The following is a 20,631-nucleotide window of genomic DNA, read 5'->3' as shown; positions in this document are numbered from 1 at the left end:
GGCGTATGGCGCCCGGCAGTCGTTCAGGCGGTAACCAGGGTGGTACCGCGAATTCATTCGTCCCTGATCTGATCAGGGGCGTTTTTTACGTTTAACCGTCCATTTGCATGCAATTTACGAGAGAGCTGGAGGCTGTTTAATATGAAAGCAAGTGAAATTCGTTCCAAATGGCTTGAATTTTTCGCAAGCAAGGGACACCAGATCGAGCCGAGCGCTTCGCTCGTGCCGCATAACGATCCCTCCCTGCTGTGGATCAACGCGGGTATGGCCCCGCTGAAGCCGTATTTTGACGGACGCATCAGTCCCGAAAATCCCCGGCTCACGAACTCGCAGAAGTGTATCCGTACCAACGATATCGAAAATGTAGGCAAAACCCGCCGGCATCACACCTTCTTTGAAATGCTCGGTAACTTCTCCATCGGCGACTATTTCAAGGAAGAGGCCATTACATGGGCATGGGAATTTCTGACCAGCAAGGAATGGATCGGATTCGATCCGGAGCGCCTGTCGGTCACGGTATATCCGGAGGACGAAGAAGCCTTTAAGCTCTGGAACGAAAAGATTGGCCTGCCGGCCGAGCGGATCGTGAAGCTGGAGGATAACTTCTGGGACATCGGCGAAGGCCCTTGCGGTCCTTGTACGGAAATTTTCTATGACCGCGGCGAAGCCTATGGCGACCTGTCCGATCCGGAAATGTACCCGGGCGGGGAGAACGAACGCTTCCTGGAAGTGTGGAACCTCGTCTTCTCGCAGTTCAACCACAACAAGGACGGCTCCTACACGCCGCTTCCAAACAAGAACATTGATACCGGAGCGGGCCTGGAACGCTTTGCATCCATTTTGCAAAACGTCGACTCCAACTTCGACACCGACCTGTTCCAGCCGATCATTCAAAAAACGGCAGAACTGGCCGGCGTTAAATACAATGCAAGCGTAGAGGGCGACGTCGCACTGAAGGTTATTGCCGACCATGTGCGCACCGTTACGTTTGCGGTGGCCGACGGCGTGCTTCCGTCAAATGAAGGACGCGGCTACATCATCCGCCGTTTGCTGCGCCGCGCCGTACGTTACGGCAAAGTGCTGGGTCTTGACCGTCCGTTCCTGTACAGCCTGGTGGAAACCGTCGGCGACATTATGGGCGTATACTACCCGAACGTGGTGGAGAAACGCGAATTCATCGAGAAGGTGATCTCCACGGAGGAAGAACGTTTCCATGAGACGCTGTCCGACGGCCTGGCGATCCTCGAGGAAATCAGCAAGCAGGCGCTGGAGCAGGGCACGAAGCAGATCGGCGGCAGCGATGCATTCAAGCTGTACGATACGTACGGTTTCCCGTTCGACCTGACGGAAGACTATGCGGCTGAGCATGGGCTGACCGTTGACCGCGAAGGCTTTGACGCAGCGATGCAGGAGCAGCGCGACCGCGCGCGTGCAGCCCGCCAGGAGAGCGGCGGCATGAAGGTTCAGGGCGGCGTCCTGTCCGATTATACGGTTAAAAGTGAATTTGTTGGATATAATGACACGGTAACCGAGTCGAAAATTGTGGCGATCATTATCGATGACGCCATGGTGGACATCGCCGGGGAAGGACAGAGCGCCCAGGTGGTGCTTGACGTCACTCCGTTCTATGCTGAGAGCGGCGGCCAGGTCAGCGACCAGGGTCTGCTGCGCGGCGGATCGGTGACGGCCAGAGTGGAGGGCCTCTTCAAGGCGCCGCACGGACAGCATGTGCACCAGGTGACGGTGGAAGCCGGGGAGCTCAAGGTCGGCGAGACTGTCAAGGCGGAAGTCGATCATGACAAACGCAGAGACATCGAGAAGAACCATACGGCGACCCACCTCCTTCATAAAGCGCTGAAGGAAGTACTCGGCACCCACGTCAATCAGGCCGGATCGCTCGTTGAGCCGCAGCGCCTGCGCTTCGACTTCTCGCATTTCGGCAGCATTACGCCGGAAGAACTGGCGGATATCGAACGCCGCGTGAATGAACAAATTTGGAAGGGCACTAATGTAACAATTGAATATAAATCGCTCGACGAAGCCAAAGCGATGGGCGCCATGGCGCTGTTTGGCGAGAAGTACGGCAGCATCGTCCGCGTCGTGCAGGTCGGCGATTACAGCTTGGAGCTGTGCGGCGGATGCCACGTGAACAACACGTCCGAGATCGGAATCTTCAAGCTGGTCAGCGAAAGCGGCATCGGCTCGGGGGTACGCCGGATCGAGGCGGTAACCGGCCGCATGGCATACGAATTCCTGGAAGGCCAGTTGTCGCTGCTGAAGCAGTCCGCAGAGCTTCTTAAATCGAATCTGCACGACGTGCCGAGACGGATTGAAGCGCTGCACGGCCAGCTGAAAGAGCTGGGACGCGAGAACGAGTCGCTTCAGAGCAAGCTGAGCACGATCGAAGCCGGCCAGCTCACCGAACAGGTGAAGCAGGTGAACGGAAGAGAGCTGCTCGCTGTCCGCGTCAATGCGGGAAGCATGGACGGCCTGCGCTCGATTGCCGACGAACTGAAGGGCAAGCTCCCGAATGCCGTGCTGGTTCTCGGCGCAGCGATGGACGAGAAGGTGAACTTCGTCGTTTCCGTTCCGCAGGAGCTCGTGAAATCGGGGCTTCATGCAGGCAAGCTGGTGAAGGAGATCGCGGCAGTCTGCGGCGGCGGAGGCGGCGGACGTCCCGACATGGCCCAGGCTGGCGGCAAGGACGCCAGCAAGCTCGAAGACGCTTTGAAGCTGGCTGAGCAATTGGTTGGATCTGGAATTTAGGCATATCATCTTTGCCTTCTGCATCCAATACATTGTAAAGACTCCGGCGGCTACCCGGGACTTTGTAAAATTTTTGTTTTTTATTTCCGTGGAATTTCCTTCGGCGCGGCCCGGTATGGTATGATAGAAAAAGTAGGAAACCTTAAAGATTCAATTCGTCAAAACATGCATGGACATGTTTTTGAAGAAGCGAGGTGTCACAAATGGATTCCATGGATAAGACAGTCAAGTTTAACGTGAAGGGTGATGAGAAGGAGGCCTCCGCGAAGGATATCCTTCTGACGGTATACGACGCGCTGGTGGAGAAGGATTATAACCCGATCAACCAGATCGTCGGCTACCTGATATCCGGAGACCCCGCTTATATACCGCGCCAGAACAACGCGAGAAGCCTGGTTCGAAAAAAAGAGCGTGATGAGTTGATTGAAGAGCTGGTCCGGTTCTATCTAGCCAATCACCGATAGGAGAGCTTTATGAGAATTATGGGACTCGATTACGGGGACCGCAAAATCGGGGTGGCCGTGAGCGATATGTTCGGCTGGACCGCCCAGGGGCTTGAAGTGGTCGAACGCCGCCGCGACGGGGCGGAAATGCAGCGAATTGCGGATCTGGTCCGCGAGCAGGAAGTGGAAGAAATCGTGGTTGGCCTCCCGAAGAACATGAACGGCAGCATTGGTCCGCGCGGCGAAATCTGCATCGCGTTTGCAGATCAGCTGAGAGACATGCTGAACTTGCCGGTTCATCTGTGGGATGAGCGGTTGACGACGGTATCCGCCGAAAGGACGCTGCTTGAAGCGGATGTCAGCCGGAAGAAACGCAGGCAAGTCGTGGATAAAATGGCTGCCAGCTTGATTTTGCAAAACTATTTGGACTCTAAGAGTAAAAGGTGAGGGTGATACAAATGGCTAATGACCGTAATCGTATGGAAGAAGAACCGGAAATTATTTATATTCCCGATGACGAAGGCAATGAAGAGGAGTTTGAAGTCATCATGAAATTCGAGGTCGACGGCTCGGACTCCAAGTATATGATGGTCGTTCCGCTTGACTCCGAGGATGATGACTCTGACGAGGTCTATGCCTTCCGCTATGAGGAGGACGGAGACGATCTGAAGCTGTATATGATCGAGGACGACGAAGAGTGGGAAATCGTCGAGGAAACGTTCAATACGCTGGTTGCCGAACTTGATGGAGGGAATGAACATGAATGATTTCTCTGCAGATCAGGCCGTATGGACTTCCAAGCTGAAGGAAGCCTTTGGTCCAACTGTGGAACTGGAAGATGAGGACGGAGTCACTTCCGTCTACGATCTTACAGCTGAGTTTGAAATCAACGGTCAGAGCTATGCTGTGCTCCAAAAGCCAGGAGATCAAAGCGGTGAATTCGATATCCTGAAAGTGGTCTCCTCGCCTGAAGGAACTCTTGGGCTTGTCACCATAGATGATGACGATGAATGGGAAAATATCAGCGAGCTGTACGATGAAATGACCTTTCCTGAGGACAGCGAAGATTAATCGGGCACAAGGTTTGATCAAGTACCAAAATTGATAACTCCGGAGTCCCCGCAAAGACAGCGGAATGCGTGAAACGGAGCATTGCGCTGCTTTGTGGGGATTTTTTTGGTTATGGAGGGTTGGATCGGTTTGAAAGCTGCCAAAAAGGCTCTGGTTGTGCTGGTGATCGTCTTGGTGATCATTGCCGGCGGGGCCTATTACGTCTGGAACGGCATGCAGCCGGTGAAGGCTTCGCAGAATGCCGTCAAGTTTACCATTGAGCAGGGAATGGGAACTTCGCAAATTGCCGGGGTTCTTAAGCAAAGTGGACTCATTAAAAACGATATGTTCTTTAAAATCTACTTGAAATGGAAAAACCAGGGCTCCCGTTTTCAGGCGGGAACCTATGAGGCGAAGCCGGGGGTAACCTACGACCAACTGATTGCCAAGCTGAACAGCGGCGAAGTGGTGAAGGCGGAAATGATCCGCATTACGATTCCGGAAGGCTATACGCTGGAGCAGATCGCAAAGACGGTGGGAGAAGCAAGCCAGAGTGATCCGGCCGCGTTCGTAAAGCTGGCGGATACCGGCGGTCAGACGGACGTACCGGCCTTTAAAGAGATCCCTACGAATACTTCGTTAAAGCATAAGGCGGAGGGGTACCTTTTCCCGGACACGTACGAATTCAAAAAAGGGACCGGGCAGGGAGAGATCCTGACCCGAATGCTGGAGCAAATGCAGAGCAAGCTGGATCAGATCCCTGATCTGGAGCAGAAGCTGAAGGCTCATGGCCTTACATTGCACGAGATGCTGACGGTGGCTTCGCTCGTCGAACGGGAGGTTGTCGTCGACAAGGAGCGTCCGCTTGTTGCGGGTGTCATCTACAACCGCCCTGCACAAGGAGATGAAGCTGGAAATCGACGCAACGGTGCAGTACGCTTTGAAGGAGCCGAAGGAACGGCTGCTGTATAAGGACCTGAAGGTGGACAGTCCATATAACACGTATTTGCATCCGGGGCTCCCGCCAGGACCGATCTGCAGTCCGAGCATCGCTTCGATCGAAGCCGCATTATCGCCGAAAGCTTCCGATTATTTGTATTACGTGACCAAGAAGGACGGCTCGCATGAGCATTTATTCGCGAAGACGTACCAGGAGCATTTGAACAACATCAAGAAAAGCAACAGCAATGCGAAGCAGTAGCTGCAGGGCAATTATCGACTAAAGTCCGTTTGCCGCTGCGAGCACCAAAGCACCTCAGACTCTGCCGGAGACACGCGCTTCCGCCTGGTCCGGGGTGCTTTTTAAGTACTGTAGTTTCGCCTGGAAATCGTTAAAATGTTAAAATTCGTTTGGGGAGAGGGTGGCATGAATATGACTAAACAAGTGATACCGTGGATTAGCGGCCGCTGGTCGACGGAACCGGCTGCTTGTGAGGAGAAGGACGGGGAGCTGATCGTTGAAGCGTGCCAGGGCAGTGATTATTGGCAAACGACCATGTACGGTTTTGAACGGGACAACGGCCACTCGCTTCTGCTGCCATGGGATGGGGAAGAAGCGGTAGAGGTAACTTTCCGTTTGACCGCCTTCGATCATTTGTATGACCAGGCAGGGCTGATGTTATGGAGCCATGGGCAGCAGTGGATCAAAGCCGGAATCGAGATGAATGACGGCGTCCCTCATCTCGGAGCGGTCGTGACCCACGGCTATTCGGATTGGTCGCTTGCGCCTGTCCCGGAGTGGATGGAGAAGATCGTGACGATCCGGGCGTCCCGTCTGAAAGATGCGGTTATTATCAGAGCACGAACGCAAGGGGAAGGCTGGAGAACCGTCCGCGTATGCCGGCTTACTCCGGATGAATGGCAAGCGGGACCGTATTTGTGCGCGCCGACAAGTGCTGGGCTCAAAGTGGCCTTTACCCGATGGGCAACGGCCCAGCCGGATGCGGATGTGCATGAACAGCCGCCGGAGTCGCAATGAAGGCCATGCCTGACGGCTGAGCTTGCCTTTGCTCCTTCACCGGAACAGTCGACTTCATCGGCGAAAAAGGCTGCAGACTCTTGTCCGAACCCGGACGGAGGCTGCAGCCTTTTGGTGGTTGAATTCAAATCGGTTGTTTCTTGAAGCCGGGCCGTATCAAACAGCCGCCAGCGTTATGCCTGTAAATGCAAAGGGACTGGAGTGAGCCGTTCGATGGACAGCATGTCCCGGATCGCTGCCATTTCAAGGTAGCTAGTAATGACATGGTCCGCCTGGGACAAATCCTGCCGGCCGGATCCGGGGTTAAGGTACCCGATGCAGCGCATGCCTGCGCTCTTTGCGGCCGTGACCCCATTGCGAGAGTCCTCGATGACCAGGCATGATGAGGGCTCGGCTCCCAGCAGCTTGGCGGCCTGCAGAAAAATATCGGGTGCCGGTTTGCCGGACTTCACTTCTTCTCCGGAAAGCCGCACGCTGAAAAAGGCTCCAAGTCCGGTACGTTCCATGACGAGCCGGATCAGGGACGGAGGCGAGGAAGAAGCTACCGCAAGCGGCACCTGACGGCTGCGCAGCCAATCCAGCCATGGCGTTACGTGGGGAATCGGCTGCAGTTCGGGGTGTGCTGCCATGATGTCCAGCACGTTATTCTGATGATAGGCGAGCACTTCTTCCAGCGGGAAGGAGAGCTTATGCTTCTCCAGCACCTGCCTCCACATGGACTCCAGCGTTACCCCCACGTAGCCGTGATGCTCCTCTTCCGTTACGGGAGCGCCGAAGTGGGCGAACGAGCTGCGCTCAATCTCAAAATAGATCGGTTCGCTGTTTACGAGCACGCCGTCCATATCAAAAATAACGGCCTTTACCGGCGGGGCTTGCCATTCCTGCTTCTGCAATGTCATATAAGCTTAACGCTCCTTTGTCGTTATTTTTCGGGATAAACGGCTTTAGACCGATTGCAGAATGACCTTGATCGCCTGGGACGAAGGGCTCAGCGAACGCCCGTCCAGATCACAGCCCAGGGCTTGGAAGGCTTCCCGGTATCGGGCCAAGGGATAGGTGTGGGTTATGATTTTTTGCGCGGGAATAATTTGGCGCTCGATCATGTAATGGGCGGTGGAAAAGGTGCCCAGGGAATCGATCGAGCCGATGATTTTGAGGCTCCGGTCGACGACCTCTTTGGGATTAAAGGTGCTGACGCCGTCTCTTAAGCCGACAAGCATGAGGTAACCGCCGTTTGCCAGGCTTGGAAGCACCTGCGTTCCGACCACGCCAGTCGTATCGACGATAAGATCCACCTGGCCGCCGCCGGATGAGGCCTCCGCTACGGCCGTTTCGAACGAATCGTAAGCTCTCCAGCGTTCCGGGGCGATACTCCCGGCGATGGCGAGCCTTTCCTGGGAGATGTCCACAATGCTTCCCGTTACGCCTTTGGAGGCCAGGGCATAGCTGTACAGAATGCCGATGGGTCCGGCGCCGAGGACGACCGTGCGAAAATTCGGCAGAAGCCGGATTTGGTTGATTCCTGTCAGGATGCAGCTTAGCGGCTCCGTTAAGGTGGCCTCCTCGTAGCTGACATGATCTTTTAATGGATATAAAAAGCGGTCTTCGGTGACGTAATAATCGGTAAAGGTTCCGTTGGCGCTGACCCCGGTTTCCGTCACAGACTTATGGATGCAGTGATTTTGCCGGCCAGTTCGGCACATCTCACAGTGCCCGCAGTAATAAGTCGGGTCGATCACGACCCGGTCCCCGGGCTTCAGCGTGGTGACCCCTCTGCCGACGCTAACGACATCTCCTGCCGATTCGTGGCCCAGGATGACGGAAGATACCGCATGATATTTGCCGCTCACAATGCCCAGATCGGTCCCGCACACGCCGGTGGCGCGAATGCGGACGAGAACCTGATGTTCCTCTGTAATGGACGGCTCCGGCCGTTCCTCAAGCGTTACGTCCCATGCCGAATTGTATACCAATGCCTGCATCACGTATTACCTCCTTGGATATGGATATTTGACTTTTGCGAACATTAGCAGACCTGTTAACCGACGCTGGCCAGAACCGCGTCCAGTCTTTCCACGATCGTTACGATCTCATCCGTCGTTACGGTCAGGGACGGTCTGACCTTGACCACGTTTCCGAATCCGTATCTGGACCCGCGAAGGATCAAATGCTGATCGGTAAAAGCGCGATCGATGACCGCGTTGGTCTTGGCGACATCCGGTGCCCCATCCTCGTCCACGATCTCCAAACCCCACATCAGCCCGACTCCGCGTGCTTCGCCGATGCAGGCGTATTTGGTCTCAAGCTCATGCAGCAGGTCGCCGAGTATTTCGCCTTTCAGTTTGACTTCATCCAAAAATCCAGGCTCGGATACGACCTCCAGGGTGGACTTGGCCGCCGTGACGGATATCAGATTGCTGCCCGAGGTGAAGGAGTGCTCGTGTTTCTCCAACACATCGAGGCGGGATTGCATCAGCACGGCCGCCACCGGAACACCGATACCGCCCAACCCTTTGGCAAGGGTGATCATATCCGGCTGAATGTCGAACCGTTCGCTGGCGAACATGTAACCGGTCCGCCCGATCCCGGTCTGAACCTCGTCGGCGATCAGAAGCAGCCCGTGTTCGTCGCAAAGCTTGCGCAGCAGCTTGAAATATCCTTCGGGTGGAACGATATTCCCGCCGTTGCCGAGGATCGGCTCGATGATGATGCAGGCGACCGACCCGGAGCTTGCGTATTCGAGGTGGTCATGGATCGATTCGATGCATTGAAAACCGCAGTTCGGGCGGGAGGCGTTAAAGGGACAGCGGTAGCAGTAAGGAGCGGGAACGTGTACGCTGTTCGCGGCAGTCGAGTTGGGGAAGTGCTTGCGCCGGAATGCGTTGCCGGAGATGGCGGTGGCAAACTGGGTTTGGCCGTGATGGGACAGAAACAAGCTGACGATGTCGGTGGCCTGCGTAAATTTTTGCGCAATCTTGGTCGCGCATTCGTTGGCCGTGGAGCCGGTAATATCCCGCATCCAGCCTGTATCGATCCCATTCGGGGCGTGCTCGGTCAGTTGGTCGAGCACTTCGTTCACATAAGGTTCGGTAAAAGTGGAGGACATGTGAGTCAGGCGTCCCACCTGCTCCTGAACCTTTTCGACGACATGCGGATGGTTGTAGCCGAGCGAAAGATTGAACGTTCCGGACACGCCGTCCAAATACTCCGTGCCTGCATCATCGACCAACGTAATCCCTTTTCCAAACTTGAAACGGTTTGTGGTTAAGGTTTGCATTCGTCTTCCCTCCAAAGGTTAATTATAATTTCGGTAATAGGTTGTTATAAGAATATTCTTTTCCTTATGGATATCGGATTTTCCAAAAAGGGGGCCATCATCCCTCGTGGCCGTGCCCCAGAAGGCTTCTTCCCAGCTTATGTTTCCTGGACTGCTGCTGCTTGGTGAGGATCAGGGACGCCAGCAGGATCAAGCTGAATCCGGCAAGGATCCAGACGGCCATTCCGGCCGACCATTGATCCATCGACCAGCCGATCAGATACTGCAGCACCGCGCCGCCGATCCCGCCGGATGCGATCAGGATGCTGGTGGTTGTCTCCGTCATTCCCGGAATGAGCACGTTGGCATACACGAGGGCGATGGAAAACAGCCCGGACATCGAGACACCGACTCCAAAGACGAGCAGGTAGGCTGTCCATTCGTTCGCCCATAGAGCGAACCCGATCGTAAAGGCGAGGGTAGCCGCCGTGCTCCAGACCAAAAACGGGATATACCTTACCGTTTCCGCGATTCTACCCACGAACAGCCGCCCGATGACCATAGCAATCCACAGGATGGTGACGCCAAGGGAAGCGAGTGAATCTTTAACGTGCACCTTCTCGATCAGAATGGAGGGCAGAAAATTCATCAGCCCCAGCTCAAGACCCATATATACAAAGAAAAAGACGATGAATATACCCAGCAGCCCGGCGTATCTACCCCGGTAGCGGTTTTTCTCCGGAGAACCAGCAGATACCGCCTTGTCCAGCCGTGCGGAGCTCTCTTCCGGCATGGCCAGCCACAGGATCAATAGCATCAGCGATACCAGGGCAACTGTAAAAAAGGTGAGGAACCAGGCGTCCATCGTAAGAAACAGGCTGACCGCCGCGGGAATAAGGAGCGCGCCCAGACCGAAGTAAACGTCGAGCTTGGTCATGGCGACCGCTTTCTGTTCTTCGGCAAATTCAATCGTAAACGCGCCGATCGAAGACTCAATGATGCCGGAACCGAAACCGACGAGCAGGGTCATCAGAATGATCCAGGTCCAGGACGGAAGGCTTCCCATGACAATGCAGGCTGCGGTGACGCAGGCCAAGGAAACAGCCAGCATCCGCTTTCGGCCGAGCTGGGCCGACATGAAAGGCGAAGCCGTAACTCCGGCGAGAAAACCGAGAAACTGCAGGAAGAGCAGCGTTCCGCCGTCACCGTAATCCTTATGGTAATGGGCCAGGAGGACGGGAAGCATGGCGCCGAGCACCACGCTGGTGATTCCGATCAGCAGGTAAAATCCGCAGCTTAAGGTAAACAACCTCCGCAAGAATTCACGCTCCTTTGTCGATATTTTGGGAGATCTCCAAATCTATCAGCTGATGTAATACAATTTATACCATATTAGCCATAAAATAAATATGTTATTTTGTAAAAAAATATTTTTAATGTAAAAAATATGTAATTAGAAGGAGAACGCACCATCCGCATGGTTCCTTTCTCATACGAAAGAGAAAGAAGAGGCTTGACTGGTTTCGTCGAATAATAAGGTCTTCCGCCTCTGGCAGCCTCTGTTTCATCATCTTTAATGGGCATTTCCATGCATAGTTCAATGGAATTATGAGGTTTAGGAAAAAAGTTATAAAAAAATTGCCAAAAAAGCAAAGGTTCGAGATGGAAAATGTCGAAGAATAAAGTAGGCATTCGTTTTTTAAACTTACATACGACGTAATGCAAGAAATTGAAACGGCGGTGAGTGAGAGTGGGATGGATTCGAAAGAAAGATATGGGGGAAGAGAAACAGAAACAGAATAGCTCCAGCTCAAAGGAGCGGAGCGGCAGCACGCAGAAGGCTTCAGCAGCATCAGGAGGTCCTGGAGATCCGAAAAAGCCGTCCCGGTTCGCCAGCCTGCCGGGTATCAGCGGGGCACAGCTGCAAAATTTAAACCCGTTCAAGTCGGTGGGCGTGAAGCTGTTCCTGATTTTTTTCGTGGCGATAGCGGCGATCGTGCTGACCCTGGGTCTAACATCCTATAGCAAAGCCAAAAGCACCATCAAGAACAATACGGCGCTGGCGAATAGCCAGACGATCCAGCAAACTCAGGAAAAATTGGATATCATTCTGAAGCAGTATGAAGATATGGCGATGCAGATGTTTTTTGATCCGGAAATGCAGAGCGTCATCGACGAGCTGGCACGGAACCGGCAGGATGAATACCAGAATTTCGTGCTTACGGATCAGATCAATAAAAAATTGTCAAACCAGCTGAACAGCAACTCTTCGATCAAAGCGATTTACCTGGTTCCGCCCGAAGAGTCGCAGCGAATCATCTCTTCCGGTTCAGGCGGCCTGGACATCAATACGATCCGCGAAGCCGACTGGTTAAAAAATGCGAAGAAAACAAATCAGACATCATGGGTTCCTTCTTCAAAGGGTAAGGATGGAAGCGTTTCCTTCGAGCTGGTCCGCTCGCTGCAGAGCTTGTCCCGCGGCGGAGCCTACGTCATTATCGTGGAGCTTAAGACCGACGTCATCGAAAACCAGCTCAACGGAATCAGCCTGGGTGACGGCAGCAAGCTGCAGGTGGGCGACGCGAACGGTCAAGTCGTTGCCTCTACCGTGAACAGCGAAGCAGGAACCAAGTCTACGTTTTCGTTCATGCAAGGCCAGACAGAACCGGCCAAGACACTGGAAACGCAGGATAACGAGGGGGATGGAATCCTTGCCGTATACAACACGCTCGAGACGACAGGTTGGAAGCTGGTCGGAACCGTTCCGGTCGAAATGCTGGTCAAAGACGCCAAGGGAATTCTGATTTTGACCATGGGAATGGCCGTTGGAGCGATCGTGGTCGCCATCCTGATCGGGTTCTGGATGGCACGCATGATCGCCAGCCCGCTCAGCAAGCTGAAGGATCTGATGCTGGAGGGGGCCAAGGGCAATCTGAACGTGCGGACGCAGCATAAGTCCAAGGATGAAATCGGTCAGCTGGGACAAGCTTTCAACCTGATGGTGGATCAAATTACGAAGCTTGTTCAGCAGACGAATACGACGGCCCAGCTCGTGCTTGAAACGGCGGGCGAGCTGACCGATGCTTCCAAGAAGACGGCGATCTCGGCCAAAGAAATCGCCATTGCGACCGAGGAAATCGCTAACGGGGCAAGCAGTCTGGCTACCGAGGCGGAGCGCGGAAACGAGATGACCGAGCATATGGCCAAGCAGATGGGATTGGTGATCACGGCCAATGAGGAAATGGGCAGCGCCGCGCGGCATGTTGAACAGTCCAGCCAGTACGGAACCAAACAGCTGAACGAGCTGCTGGACAAAACGCATCAAACGGAAGAAATGACGCGTGAGCTGATGCACAAGGTGGATGCCTTGAAGCAGACGGCAAGCTCTGTCAACAAAGTGCTGGTCGTGCTGCAAAACATTACGAAGCAGACGAATATTCTTTCCCTGAACGCTACGATCGAAGCGGCGCGGGCCGGGGCGGCCGGACGGGGCTTCATGGTCGTGGCGGACGAAATTCGCCAGCTTGCCGACCAATCCAGACAATCGATTGACATGGTTGGGCAGATCACCGGTCAAATCATGTCCGAGATGAATGAAACGGTCGAAGCGCTGTCGGACGCTTATCCGCTGTTCCAGCACCAAATGAATGCGGTGAAGGAAACGAACGAAATTTTCGTATCAGTTCAGGAACAGATGGGCGATTTCACGCAGCGGCTGCAATCCGTAACCGAATCGATATCAGCGCTGCATGATTCGCACAGCGTCCTTTCGGAAGGCATGAGCAACGTCAGCGCGGTAGCAGAGGAATCTTCGGCGACCTCCGAGGAAGTTGCCTCGCTCAGCAATGAGCAGCAAAGCGTGGGCGATCATCTCGTTGAGCTCTCCGCCAAGCTGGAAAATGTATCGATTCAGCTGAAGGAATCGCTGTCCCGGTTTACGCTGAACTAAAGGAAGCATAAGGAAGCATAGCTTTATTCGCATGCAGCAACGTTGGCAGTGTAGTGCCAACCCAATAAACAGTTTTCACAGTGAGCCAACGCGTCTCCGTTCGGGGATGCGTTGGTTTTTTGGTTCTCTGAGAACGAATCCAGCCTGAGTTGGCCGGGTTGGACATGCCTGCTGAAGGATATACTGAGTGGAAAAGGCATAAAGAGGGGTTCTTCTTGAGCGTAAAACATAAGCAGCGCATTTTCTATGTGCTGGTCATCCTTTCGTTTATGATGACGGTACTCATATTGAGGTTAGCCTACATACAGCTCGTTATGAGGGTGTCGGAGCTGCCCGGAAGCCGGTTTACGATGCAGGAAATGTCGGTGCTGCAGCGGGAACGCGGCGTCGTTTTGGACTCCGGTCGGGGCAAGTTTTACGACAGAAACGGCGAGCCCTTAACAGGGAAGACGGTTTCCGCCGCCGTGCTGTTCCCGGTTTCCGGTTCCATACGGCAAGAGGCGAAGGACAAGCTGAATGCGGTCACCCGGGTCCTGAAGACGGATCAGGCCTCCTTCCTGAAGGTATGGGACCACTTGAGCGTCCCTCTCGTGTGGCCGGACTCCCGCAAGAGCGATCCGCTGGCGTTGAAGGACAGCGAGGCAAAACAGGTAAGGACGGCCGGAATCAGCGGCATCGAAGTGCTGCCTTATACCAAGCGGTATGAGGATGCTTCCAGCGGGATGCAGTGGCTCGGCTATTTAACGGAGCAGCCCGGGCAGAAGCATCTGATCCACACGGGGTATGCCTTCCAGGAAGGGGCGGCCGGGCTGGAAAAGACGCTGGAGCCGCTCCTGCGCGGGATGGGTCCGACGACCGCCTATTATACCGTCGATGGAAGCGATCAGCCCATTCCGGGTACGGGCATCCGGATTAAGGGACCGGGTAACGCCTATTATCCGCTCAAATTCCGCACCACGGTGGATGTGACGCTGCAGCGGCAGATCGAGCAGCTGGCCAAGGAATCGGGGATGAAGGAGGGCGCCGTTGTCCTCCTTGATGCACAAACGGCCGATGTGGTGGCCATGGTATCGCTGCCGTTCTACAATCCCTTGGACGTCAATCCGCAGCAAAGGGCATGGAATAACCGCGCTTTGCAGGCAGCCGTCCCTGGTTCCATATTCAAAACGGTCATCGCAGCAGCGGCACTGGAGGCAGGCGTCACTTCTCCGGATGAAACCTTTGCATGCACCGGCGCATACGGTAAATATGGACTTTCCTGTCCGAAAGAGCATGGCGTGATTACGCTCGCGGAGGCTTATGCCGAATCGTGCAACGCCGTGTTTGCCGAACTGGCGGAGCGGCTGTCAGCAGGCGAAATCGAAGCGGCCGCTCATAAGCTGGGCCTGGCCAGAACGGTGGGTTGGGAGGAAAAGGACATCCTTGGCCTGCCTCTTCTACGACCGTTCGATCATGAGGACAGCGGAAAAATCTTTGCCGATCCGGATAAGGCTGACCGGGACGGGGGGATCCGCGCACAGACCGGCATCGGTCAGCGCGATGTTCAGGTGACCCCGCTGCAGGCCGCCAACATGATCGTGACGCTTCTTCAGCAGGGACAAGTCCATGCGCCACGAATTCTGGAGAGCGTTTCGTATGCCAACGGCCAGCTGATGAAAGAGCTAAAGCCCCATTTGGCCCCGTCGTCCCTTGGTACCGTCCAGCCGGCAACCGCGGATTTGATTACCGGCTGGATGGAAAAGGTGGTCACCGAAGGAACGGGTCAGTCGATCCGCGGCGCGGCATGGCCGCTGGCCGGCAAATCGGGAACGGCCCAGGTGACCATAAACGGGCAGCCGCGTAATCATCAGTGGTTCATCGGGTACGGACCCGTGAACCAACCGAAATACGCGGCTGCAGTACTGTATCAAAATATGTCGCCGTCCTCCCGGAACCAGGCGACGGTGCTGTTCGCACGCATTATGAACCTGCTTGCGGCTCATCCGGCGGCGTAGCATCCGGCGTGCGGGTGGTCATATCAAACGGCGAGACGTCGAACTCTTCCTTCGGGAGGCGGATCCAGCTCTGCAAATATCCCTGCTGGAGCAGTTCCTTGATCAGGATCAGCAGCACGGGAGAGAGGATCAGTCCGGCGATGCCAAAGATCGACAGGGAGATGATCATGAACGAGAGCATCAGGAATGCCGACGACACGCCGATCGAATTGCCCGTAATTCGCGGTTCAAGCAGCTGGCGGGTGAGAAGCACCACGACGAGCAGGACAGAAAGGCCGATCGCCAGACTGAGATTGCCGACAATAAACAAATAAATGATCCATGGAATCAGGATAACCGGAACCCCGACGAGCGGCAGAATATCAAATACGGCACAAACCAAGGCTAGTGCAAGCTCGTTGCCTGTGCGCAGAATCAACAGCCCGGCATATACGAGCACGAGGGTGATGAGCACCATGATCAGCTGGGCCTTGATGTAGGAGCCGATGGCTTTCAGGACATATGTCTTCAGAAATGTATAGGCGTTCTTCAGCGTCTTCGGCGACTTGTCCCGCATCACTTTTCTCCAGCTGCCGATTTCGGTGCTGAGGAAAAACGCCAGGATGATGGCGATGCCGAAGTTGCCCATAAAGGACGAGAACGAACTGAACAGTCCGACCATATATTTAAAGAAAGCGGTGGCCCACCCGCTGGCATAATCCGTTAATGTCGTAATAATACTCGTTCATTTTTGCGGTGACATTTGGCGGCAGGGCTGCGATTTTTTCTTGAAGAAATTGCGTCAGCTTGGTAAATTCCGTTTGAATCATATGCGTGTATTTGGGCAAATTATCTTGGACCTGGGCGAACTGGGAAACGACGATCAGTCCGACCCCGAACAGGATCCCCAGGATCACCAAAATAAACACCAGTACGGAAATGGCGGAAGCGAACGGTTTGGGCATGCCCCTCTTGTGCAAAAACTTGGCCAGCGGTTCGATCATAAAGAAGACGACGAACGATAAAAATACGGGCGCGGCGATTTGGTACAGCTTGCTGAATATGTACATGACGAGGAAAACGGTAAGTACGATGAACCCGATATCCACAAAGGTTCGCCAGTATTTTTTGTACAGTGGAAGCATCGCGGGCGGATCTCTCCTTTTCACAACAGATTATTTTTCATTGTACACGATTTATAAAAAAACGCCTATTTCTTCAGTCACTGTGATAAAATAAGAGGTAGCGATTTTTATAGGGTGCCTATGAAAATCAAAGTTATCAAATAACACATGCCTTTCGGCAAGTCAAAGTCAATACAGAGAAAAGTGGGGATATGACATGCAGACTTTGCTGCTTTGGTTATTTTACATCTCATCGTTTTACGCGTTTATTCCCGGCTTGATCACCCGGATATTCGGTTTCCGCGTATTTCGCAGAGGGATCACGGAGCATGAATACGCGCTGACCTTCGATGACGGTCCCGATTCGGTGTACACTCCGAAATTGCTGGATCTGCTGAAAAGATACAACGCCAAGGCCACCTTCTTCGTCGTCGGCTCGCACGCGGAGCAGCATCCCGAAATCGTCAAGCGGATCTATGACGAAGGCCATCTGATCGGCATTCATAATTACGTCCATAAATCGAACTGGCTGATGCGGCCGGGAACAGTCAAGAAACAGATTATGAAGACCGACAAGGTTATTCATACGATTACCGGCGAGCGCAGTTCTTATTATCGTCCGCCGTGGGGAATCGTGAATTTGTTCGATTTTGCCAAGCGGAGCCAGTTCAAGATCGTCCTGTGGTCGTCCATGTTCGGCGACTGGCGGGAACGTATCGGCGCGGACCGGCTGACCGAGCGGATGCTGAACAAGCTTCAGCCCGGAGAAGTGATGCTGCTGCATGATTGCGGCCTCACGGCCGGAGCTAACCCGGACGCGCCGCAGCAGATGCTGATCGCTTTGGAGCGGGTGCTGGAGGAAGCGGAGCGCCGCGGAATGAAAGCCATCCGGATCGACGAGATGATCGAAGCGAAGGAGAAAGCGCCGGAGCGAAAACTGCCGCGGCTGAAACGGGCTTCGGTCAAAGTTTGGCTGCTGTGGGAAACGCTGTTTCATGCGATGTTCCGGTTGAAATCAATCCGGCCTTATGATCCTTTCATCCATTACCGGCTGCGCACCTATAAGGGACAAACGGTGGAGATGAATGACGGCGCAACGCTGTCCAAGGGAGATAAAGTGATCGAGCTGCACTTCGATAACGAGAAGCTGTTCCGGCTCGGTGTCCGGTCCAGATCGATGGTGCACCTGGCCATCCAGATGATCCGCGCCACCGAAGATCAGTTCCCGGAACTGGCCCGGATCATCCTGAGCGACCCTGAACTGCAGCAGGCGAAGGCCATATACGGAGTCACGATGATTAACCGGGGGCCGAAGAACTTCGGCTTCAAAATCGTCGACTTAAAAGACGGGCTGTTCGCCAAGTCGACGAAGCTGTACCTCAGATTTCTGCTGCGGATCATTAATCCGTCCGGACAGGAACGGCTGAAGGACCATTCGGAACAGATGGTTCCGAAACTGCTGGTCATGCCCGTTGATCAGCTGGTCGGGCGGTTTTCCGAGAGCGGGTCCCATCGCCGTCCGCATGTGAAGGAGCCGGCCGATCCGCAAGAGGAGAAGAAGGGCGAGCTGCTTGACCTGAATCTGGTTGCTTCGTCGCAGGGTATCGGCAGCACGCCGCCTGCTATTTAAATCAAACAGCACTTATACGAAAATATGGATCGGGGCTGTCCCGGCTGTGGTAAAGATCGCAGCTGGAGACAGCCCTTTTGTTGTTGAACCGGAAACCGAAATGAAGCAGCCTTACTATTTAAAGCTTTATGCTTTATATAAAAAAGGTGCTTCATAAGTCGGAGTGACTCATGAAGCACCTCGGATGCATCTCACTTCGATGCAGAGTGGATTAGATTTTCATGACGCCGCCTTGGCTGGCGTTGGTGACGAGCTTGGAGTAACGGGCGAGATAGCCTGTTTTCACCTTCGGCTCGAAGCCTTTCCAATGGGTGCGGCGCTCGGCCAGCACTTCGTCGCTGACAAGAAGCTCGATTTTGCGGTTGTTCAGGTCGAGCTCGATGATGTCTCCGTCTTCGACGAAAGCGATCGGACCGCCCTCAGCCGCTTCCGGAGAGATGTGGCCGATACTGATTCCGCGGGATGCGCCGGAGAAGCGTCCGTCCGTGATCAGGCCGACTTTGGCTCCAAGGCCCATGCCGACGATTTGGGACGTAGGCGCCAGCATTTCCGGCATGCCCGGACCGCCTTTAGGTCCTTCGTAACGAATAACGACGACGTGGCCTTCTTTAACCTTGCCGTTCGCGATGCCTTCCAGTGCCTCTTCCTGGGAGTCGAAGCAGATGGCAGGGCCTTTATGATAGCCGCCGACGGATGGATCCACCGCGCCGACTTTGATGATGGATCCCTCCGGAGCCAGGTTGCCGTACAGCACCGCCAGGCCTCCGCGCTCGGAGTATGGCTGATCGATCGGATGGATAACGTTCTTGTCCTGGATTTCGCAGCCGGCCACGTTCTCGGCCAGCGTCTTGCCGGTAACCGTCATGCAGTCACCATACAATGCGCCCGGCTTCTTGAGCAGTTCGTTCAGCACGGCGCTTACGCCGCCTGCGGTATGAACGTCTTCGATGAAGTAATCCGAAGCCGGTGCAAGCTTGGAGATATGCGGCACGCGGTTGGCGACTTCATTGATCCGCTCCAGCGGATAATCGATGCCGGCTTCCTGGGCGAGGGCCAGGGTGTGAAGCACGGTGTTTGTGGAGCCGCCCATGGCCATGTCGAGCGCAAAGGCGTTGTCGATGGATTCCCTGGTCACGATATCACGCGGCTTCAGGTCCATCTTCACGAGTTCCATCAGCTGGCGTGCGGATTGCTTGACGAACTCTCTGCGTTCTTCGGCAACCGCCAGAATCGTACCGTTGCCCGGCATTGCCAGTCCAAGGGCTTCCGCCAGACAGTTCATGGAGTTCGCGGTGAACATGCCTGAACAGGAACCGCAGGTAGGACAGCCGTATTGTTCGAGCTCCAGCAGATCGTCGTCGCTGATTTTGCCGACCTGGTGGGCACCGACGCCTTCGAATACGGATGTCAGGGACAGGCGGCGTCCTTTGCTGTCTACGCCGGCCTTCATCGGACCGCCGCTGACGAAGATCGTAGGGATGTTGACACGCAGCGCGCCCATCAGCATGCCTGGCGTAATTTTGTCACAGTTCGGAATGCAGACCATGCCGTCGAACCAGTGTGCAGAGACGACGGTTTCGAGCGAGTCGGCGATGATTTCGCGGCTCGGCAGGGAATAACGCATGCCGATGTGCCCCATGGCGATGCCGTCATCGACGCCGATCGTGTTGAATTCAAACGGAACGCCTCCGGCTTCGCGGATGGCCTCCTTGACCAATTTGCCGAATTCCTGAAGGTGGACGTGGCCGGGAACGATATCGATGTATGAGTTGCACACGGCGATAAACGGCTTGCCGAAATCCTCCTCTTTCACGCCCGCCGCGCGGAGCAAGCTGCGGTGAGGCGCGCGGTCAAAGCCCTTCTTGATCATGTCAGAGCGCATTTTATTAGCTGCCATGATGTCTTTTTCCCCCTAACTGTAAGTATCGCGCTTTAGCGCGGTTAACTATGAAAGTGCCCGTATAAAACGAAACGGTTTTAAATGAGTCTATCACAAAATGAAAGCTTTTTCTAGCAATGGTTCGAAAGATTCGGGGAACTTTAGGCCCAGGGAGGCGAACAGGAAAAGGCACCTTCCATTCACTGGGAATGAAGGTGCCTTTTGGCTTATGTCAATCAATCACTCGTTGTTGGCTGATGGTCAGGCAGGGATTAGTTTTTGCCGCCCTTGCGGCCGATTTCTTTGTAGAACTCCTTATCGTGAGACTCGGAAGTGGCTTCACCGCCTTTTTGGCCGATCTCCTGATAGAATTCACGGTCATGGTTTTTGGAAGTGGCTTCGCCGCCTTTGCGGCCGATTTCCTGATAAAATTCCTTGTCATGATTTTTGGCCGTTGCTTCCCCGCCCATACGACCTGCTTCTTCTCTGCTCATTTTACCGTTATTATCGTTGTTACGTGCCATTTCAAATCACTCCTTGGAAAGTATTTTTGATTGATATAGATTGAACTAAAGTGTACCTC

Annotated in this window: 14 protein-coding genes and 3 pseudogenes; 10 read left to right on the top strand and 7 right to left on the bottom strand. The window is 54.4% G+C overall.

What is annotated here, in order from left to right:
- Nucleotides 1-141: 141 nt before the first annotated feature.
- The 7 genes and pseudogenes from alaS (at nucleotide 142) to ABIE48_RS22500 (ending at nucleotide 6,237) form a co-directional block, all read left to right on the top strand.
- Entirely contained in the window at nucleotides 142-2,766 is a 2,625-nt protein-coding gene (alaS, locus tag ABIE48_RS22530; protein ID WP_192715797.1) for an alanine--tRNA ligase, read from the top strand.
- Nucleotides 2,767-2,969: 203 nt separating this feature from the next.
- A complete protein-coding gene (locus ABIE48_RS22525; RefSeq protein WP_076169644.1) occupies nucleotides 2,970-3,230 on the top strand; it encodes an IreB family regulatory phosphoprotein in 261 nt (86 codons plus the stop codon).
- Between the two features lie 9 nt (nucleotides 3,231-3,239).
- The gene (gene ruvX / locus ABIE48_RS22520) at nucleotides 3,240-3,656 is read left to right on the top strand and encodes a Holliday junction resolvase RuvX (protein WP_076169645.1); all 417 of its coding nucleotides are present in this window, start codon (nucleotides 3,240-3,242) and stop codon (nucleotides 3,654-3,656) included.
- Nucleotides 3,657-3,667: 11 nt separating this feature from the next.
- Entirely contained in the window at nucleotides 3,668-3,976 is a 309-nt protein-coding gene (locus ABIE48_RS22515) for a DUF1292 domain-containing protein (protein ID WP_192715796.1), read from the top strand.
- Entirely contained in the window at nucleotides 3,969-4,280 is a 312-nt protein-coding gene (locus tag ABIE48_RS22510; protein ID WP_116229388.1) for a DUF1292 domain-containing protein, read from the top strand. Before ABIE48_RS22515 ends, ABIE48_RS22510 begins: the two co-directional genes overlap by 8 nt.
- Nucleotides 4,281-4,391: 111 nt before the next feature.
- A pseudogene (gene mltG / locus ABIE48_RS22505) lies at nucleotides 4,392-5,460 on the top strand (endolytic transglycosylase MltG).
- Nucleotides 5,461-5,631: 171 nt separating this feature from the next.
- On the top strand, nucleotides 5,632-6,237 hold the full coding sequence (locus ABIE48_RS22500; RefSeq protein WP_192715794.1) for a DUF1349 domain-containing protein: 606 nt from the start codon (nucleotides 5,632-5,634) through the stop codon (nucleotides 6,235-6,237).
- Nucleotides 6,238-6,410: 173 nt separating this feature from the next.
- Here ABIE48_RS22500 and ABIE48_RS22495 read toward each other — a convergent pair whose 3' ends face one another.
- The 4 genes from ABIE48_RS22495 to ABIE48_RS22480 form a co-directional block, all read right to left on the bottom strand.
- Complete coding sequence (locus ABIE48_RS22495; RefSeq protein ID WP_192715793.1) at nucleotides 6,411-7,136, bottom strand: HAD family hydrolase; 726 nt, start codon at nucleotides 7,134-7,136, stop codon at nucleotides 6,411-6,413.
- Between the two features lie 45 nt (nucleotides 7,137-7,181).
- Nucleotides 7,182-8,219, bottom strand: a complete 1,038-nt coding sequence (locus tag ABIE48_RS22490) for a zinc-dependent alcohol dehydrogenase (RefSeq protein WP_192715792.1) — start codon at nucleotides 8,217-8,219, stop codon at nucleotides 7,182-7,184.
- 56 nt (nucleotides 8,220-8,275) lie between these two features.
- Nucleotides 8,276-9,514: an aspartate aminotransferase family protein gene (locus tag ABIE48_RS22485; RefSeq protein WP_192715791.1), complete on the bottom strand. Its 1,239-nt coding sequence runs from the start codon at nucleotides 9,512-9,514 to the stop codon at nucleotides 8,276-8,278.
- A 97-nt stretch (nucleotides 9,515-9,611) separates the two neighbouring features.
- A complete protein-coding gene (locus ABIE48_RS22480) occupies nucleotides 9,612-10,811 on the bottom strand; it encodes an MFS transporter (RefSeq protein ID WP_192715790.1) in 1,200 nt (399 codons plus the stop codon).
- Nucleotides 10,812-11,267: 456 nt separating this feature from the next.
- Between ABIE48_RS22480 and ABIE48_RS22475 the strand changes: the two genes are divergently transcribed.
- Both ABIE48_RS22475 and ABIE48_RS22470 read left to right on the top strand, forming a co-directional pair.
- Nucleotides 11,268-13,442, top strand: a complete 2,175-nt coding sequence (locus ABIE48_RS22475) for a methyl-accepting chemotaxis protein (RefSeq protein ID WP_192715789.1) — start codon at nucleotides 11,268-11,270, stop codon at nucleotides 13,440-13,442.
- Nucleotides 13,443-13,657: 215 nt separating this feature from the next.
- Nucleotides 13,658-15,436, top strand: a complete 1,779-nt coding sequence (locus ABIE48_RS22470; RefSeq protein WP_354519685.1) for a peptidoglycan D,D-transpeptidase FtsI family protein — start codon at nucleotides 13,658-13,660, stop codon at nucleotides 15,434-15,436.
- Here ABIE48_RS22470 and ABIE48_RS22465 read toward each other — a convergent pair.
- A pseudogene (locus ABIE48_RS22465) lies at nucleotides 15,402-16,560 on the bottom strand (AI-2E family transporter). The gene ABIE48_RS22470 and the pseudogene ABIE48_RS22465 sit on opposite strands and share 35 nt — an antisense overlap.
- Nucleotides 16,561-16,756: 196 nt before the next feature.
- Here ABIE48_RS22465 and ABIE48_RS22460 point away from each other — a divergent pair.
- Nucleotides 16,757-18,169 carry a polysaccharide deacetylase family protein gene (locus tag ABIE48_RS22460; RefSeq protein ID WP_192715787.1) on the top strand — a complete coding sequence of 471 codons (1,413 nt, stop codon included), beginning with the start codon at nucleotides 16,757-16,759 and terminating at the stop codon, nucleotides 18,167-18,169.
- Nucleotides 18,170-18,380: 211 nt separating this feature from the next.
- Here ABIE48_RS22460 and ilvD read toward each other — a convergent pair whose 3' ends face one another.
- Together ilvD and ABIE48_RS22450 are read right to left on the bottom strand one after the other, a co-directional pair.
- Nucleotides 18,381-20,066, bottom strand: coding sequence for a dihydroxy-acid dehydratase (gene ilvD / locus ABIE48_RS22455; protein WP_186325955.1), 1,686 nt, complete (start codon nucleotides 20,064-20,066; stop codon nucleotides 18,381-18,383).
- 260 nt (nucleotides 20,067-20,326) lie between these two features.
- Nucleotides 20,327-20,572: pseudogene (locus ABIE48_RS22450) on the bottom strand (KGG domain-containing protein); the annotation flags it as partial.
- Nucleotides 20,573-20,631 lie beyond the last annotated feature (59 nt).

This window comes from Paenibacillus sp. OAE614 (assembly GCF_040546645.1).
Classification (GTDB): Bacteria; Bacillota; Bacilli; order Paenibacillales; family Paenibacillaceae; genus Paenibacillus_AQ; species Paenibacillus_AQ favisporus.
The sequence above is the reverse complement of the archived record's forward strand: the minus strand, read 5'-3'. Positions and strand labels throughout refer to the sequence as shown.

Coding starts and splice junctions, on each gene's coding strand:
- alaS (WP_192715797.1), top strand. CDS start 142: ATGAAAGCAAGTGAAATTCGTTCCAAATGGCTTGAATTTTTCGCAAGC.
- ABIE48_RS22525 (WP_076169644.1), top strand. CDS start 2,970: ATGGATTCCATGGATAAGACAGTCAAGTTTAACGTGAAGGGTGATGAG.
- ruvX (WP_076169645.1), top strand. CDS start 3,240: ATGAGAATTATGGGACTCGATTACGGGGACCGCAAAATCGGGGTGGCC.
- ABIE48_RS22515 (WP_192715796.1), top strand. CDS start 3,668: ATGGCTAATGACCGTAATCGTATGGAAGAAGAACCGGAAATTATTTAT.
- ABIE48_RS22510 (WP_116229388.1), top strand. CDS start 3,969: ATGAATGATTTCTCTGCAGATCAGGCCGTATGGACTTCCAAGCTGAAG.
- ABIE48_RS22500 (WP_192715794.1), top strand. CDS start 5,632: ATGACTAAACAAGTGATACCGTGGATTAGCGGCCGCTGGTCGACGGAA.
- ABIE48_RS22495 (WP_192715793.1), bottom strand. CDS start 7,136: ATGACATTGCAGAAGCAGGAATGGCAAGCCCCGCCGGTAAAGGCCGTT.
- ABIE48_RS22490 (WP_192715792.1), bottom strand. CDS start 8,219: ATGCAGGCATTGGTATACAATTCGGCATGGGACGTAACGCTTGAGGAA.
- ABIE48_RS22485 (WP_192715791.1), bottom strand. CDS start 9,514: ATGCAAACCTTAACCACAAACCGTTTCAAGTTTGGAAAAGGGATTACG.
- ABIE48_RS22475 (WP_192715789.1), top strand. CDS start 11,268: ATGGGGGAAGAGAAACAGAAACAGAATAGCTCCAGCTCAAAGGAGCGG.
- ABIE48_RS22460 (WP_192715787.1), top strand. CDS start 16,757: ATGCAGACTTTGCTGCTTTGGTTATTTTACATCTCATCGTTTTACGCG.
- ilvD (WP_186325955.1), bottom strand. CDS start 20,066: ATGGCAGCTAATAAAATGCGCTCTGACATGATCAAGAAGGGCTTTGAC.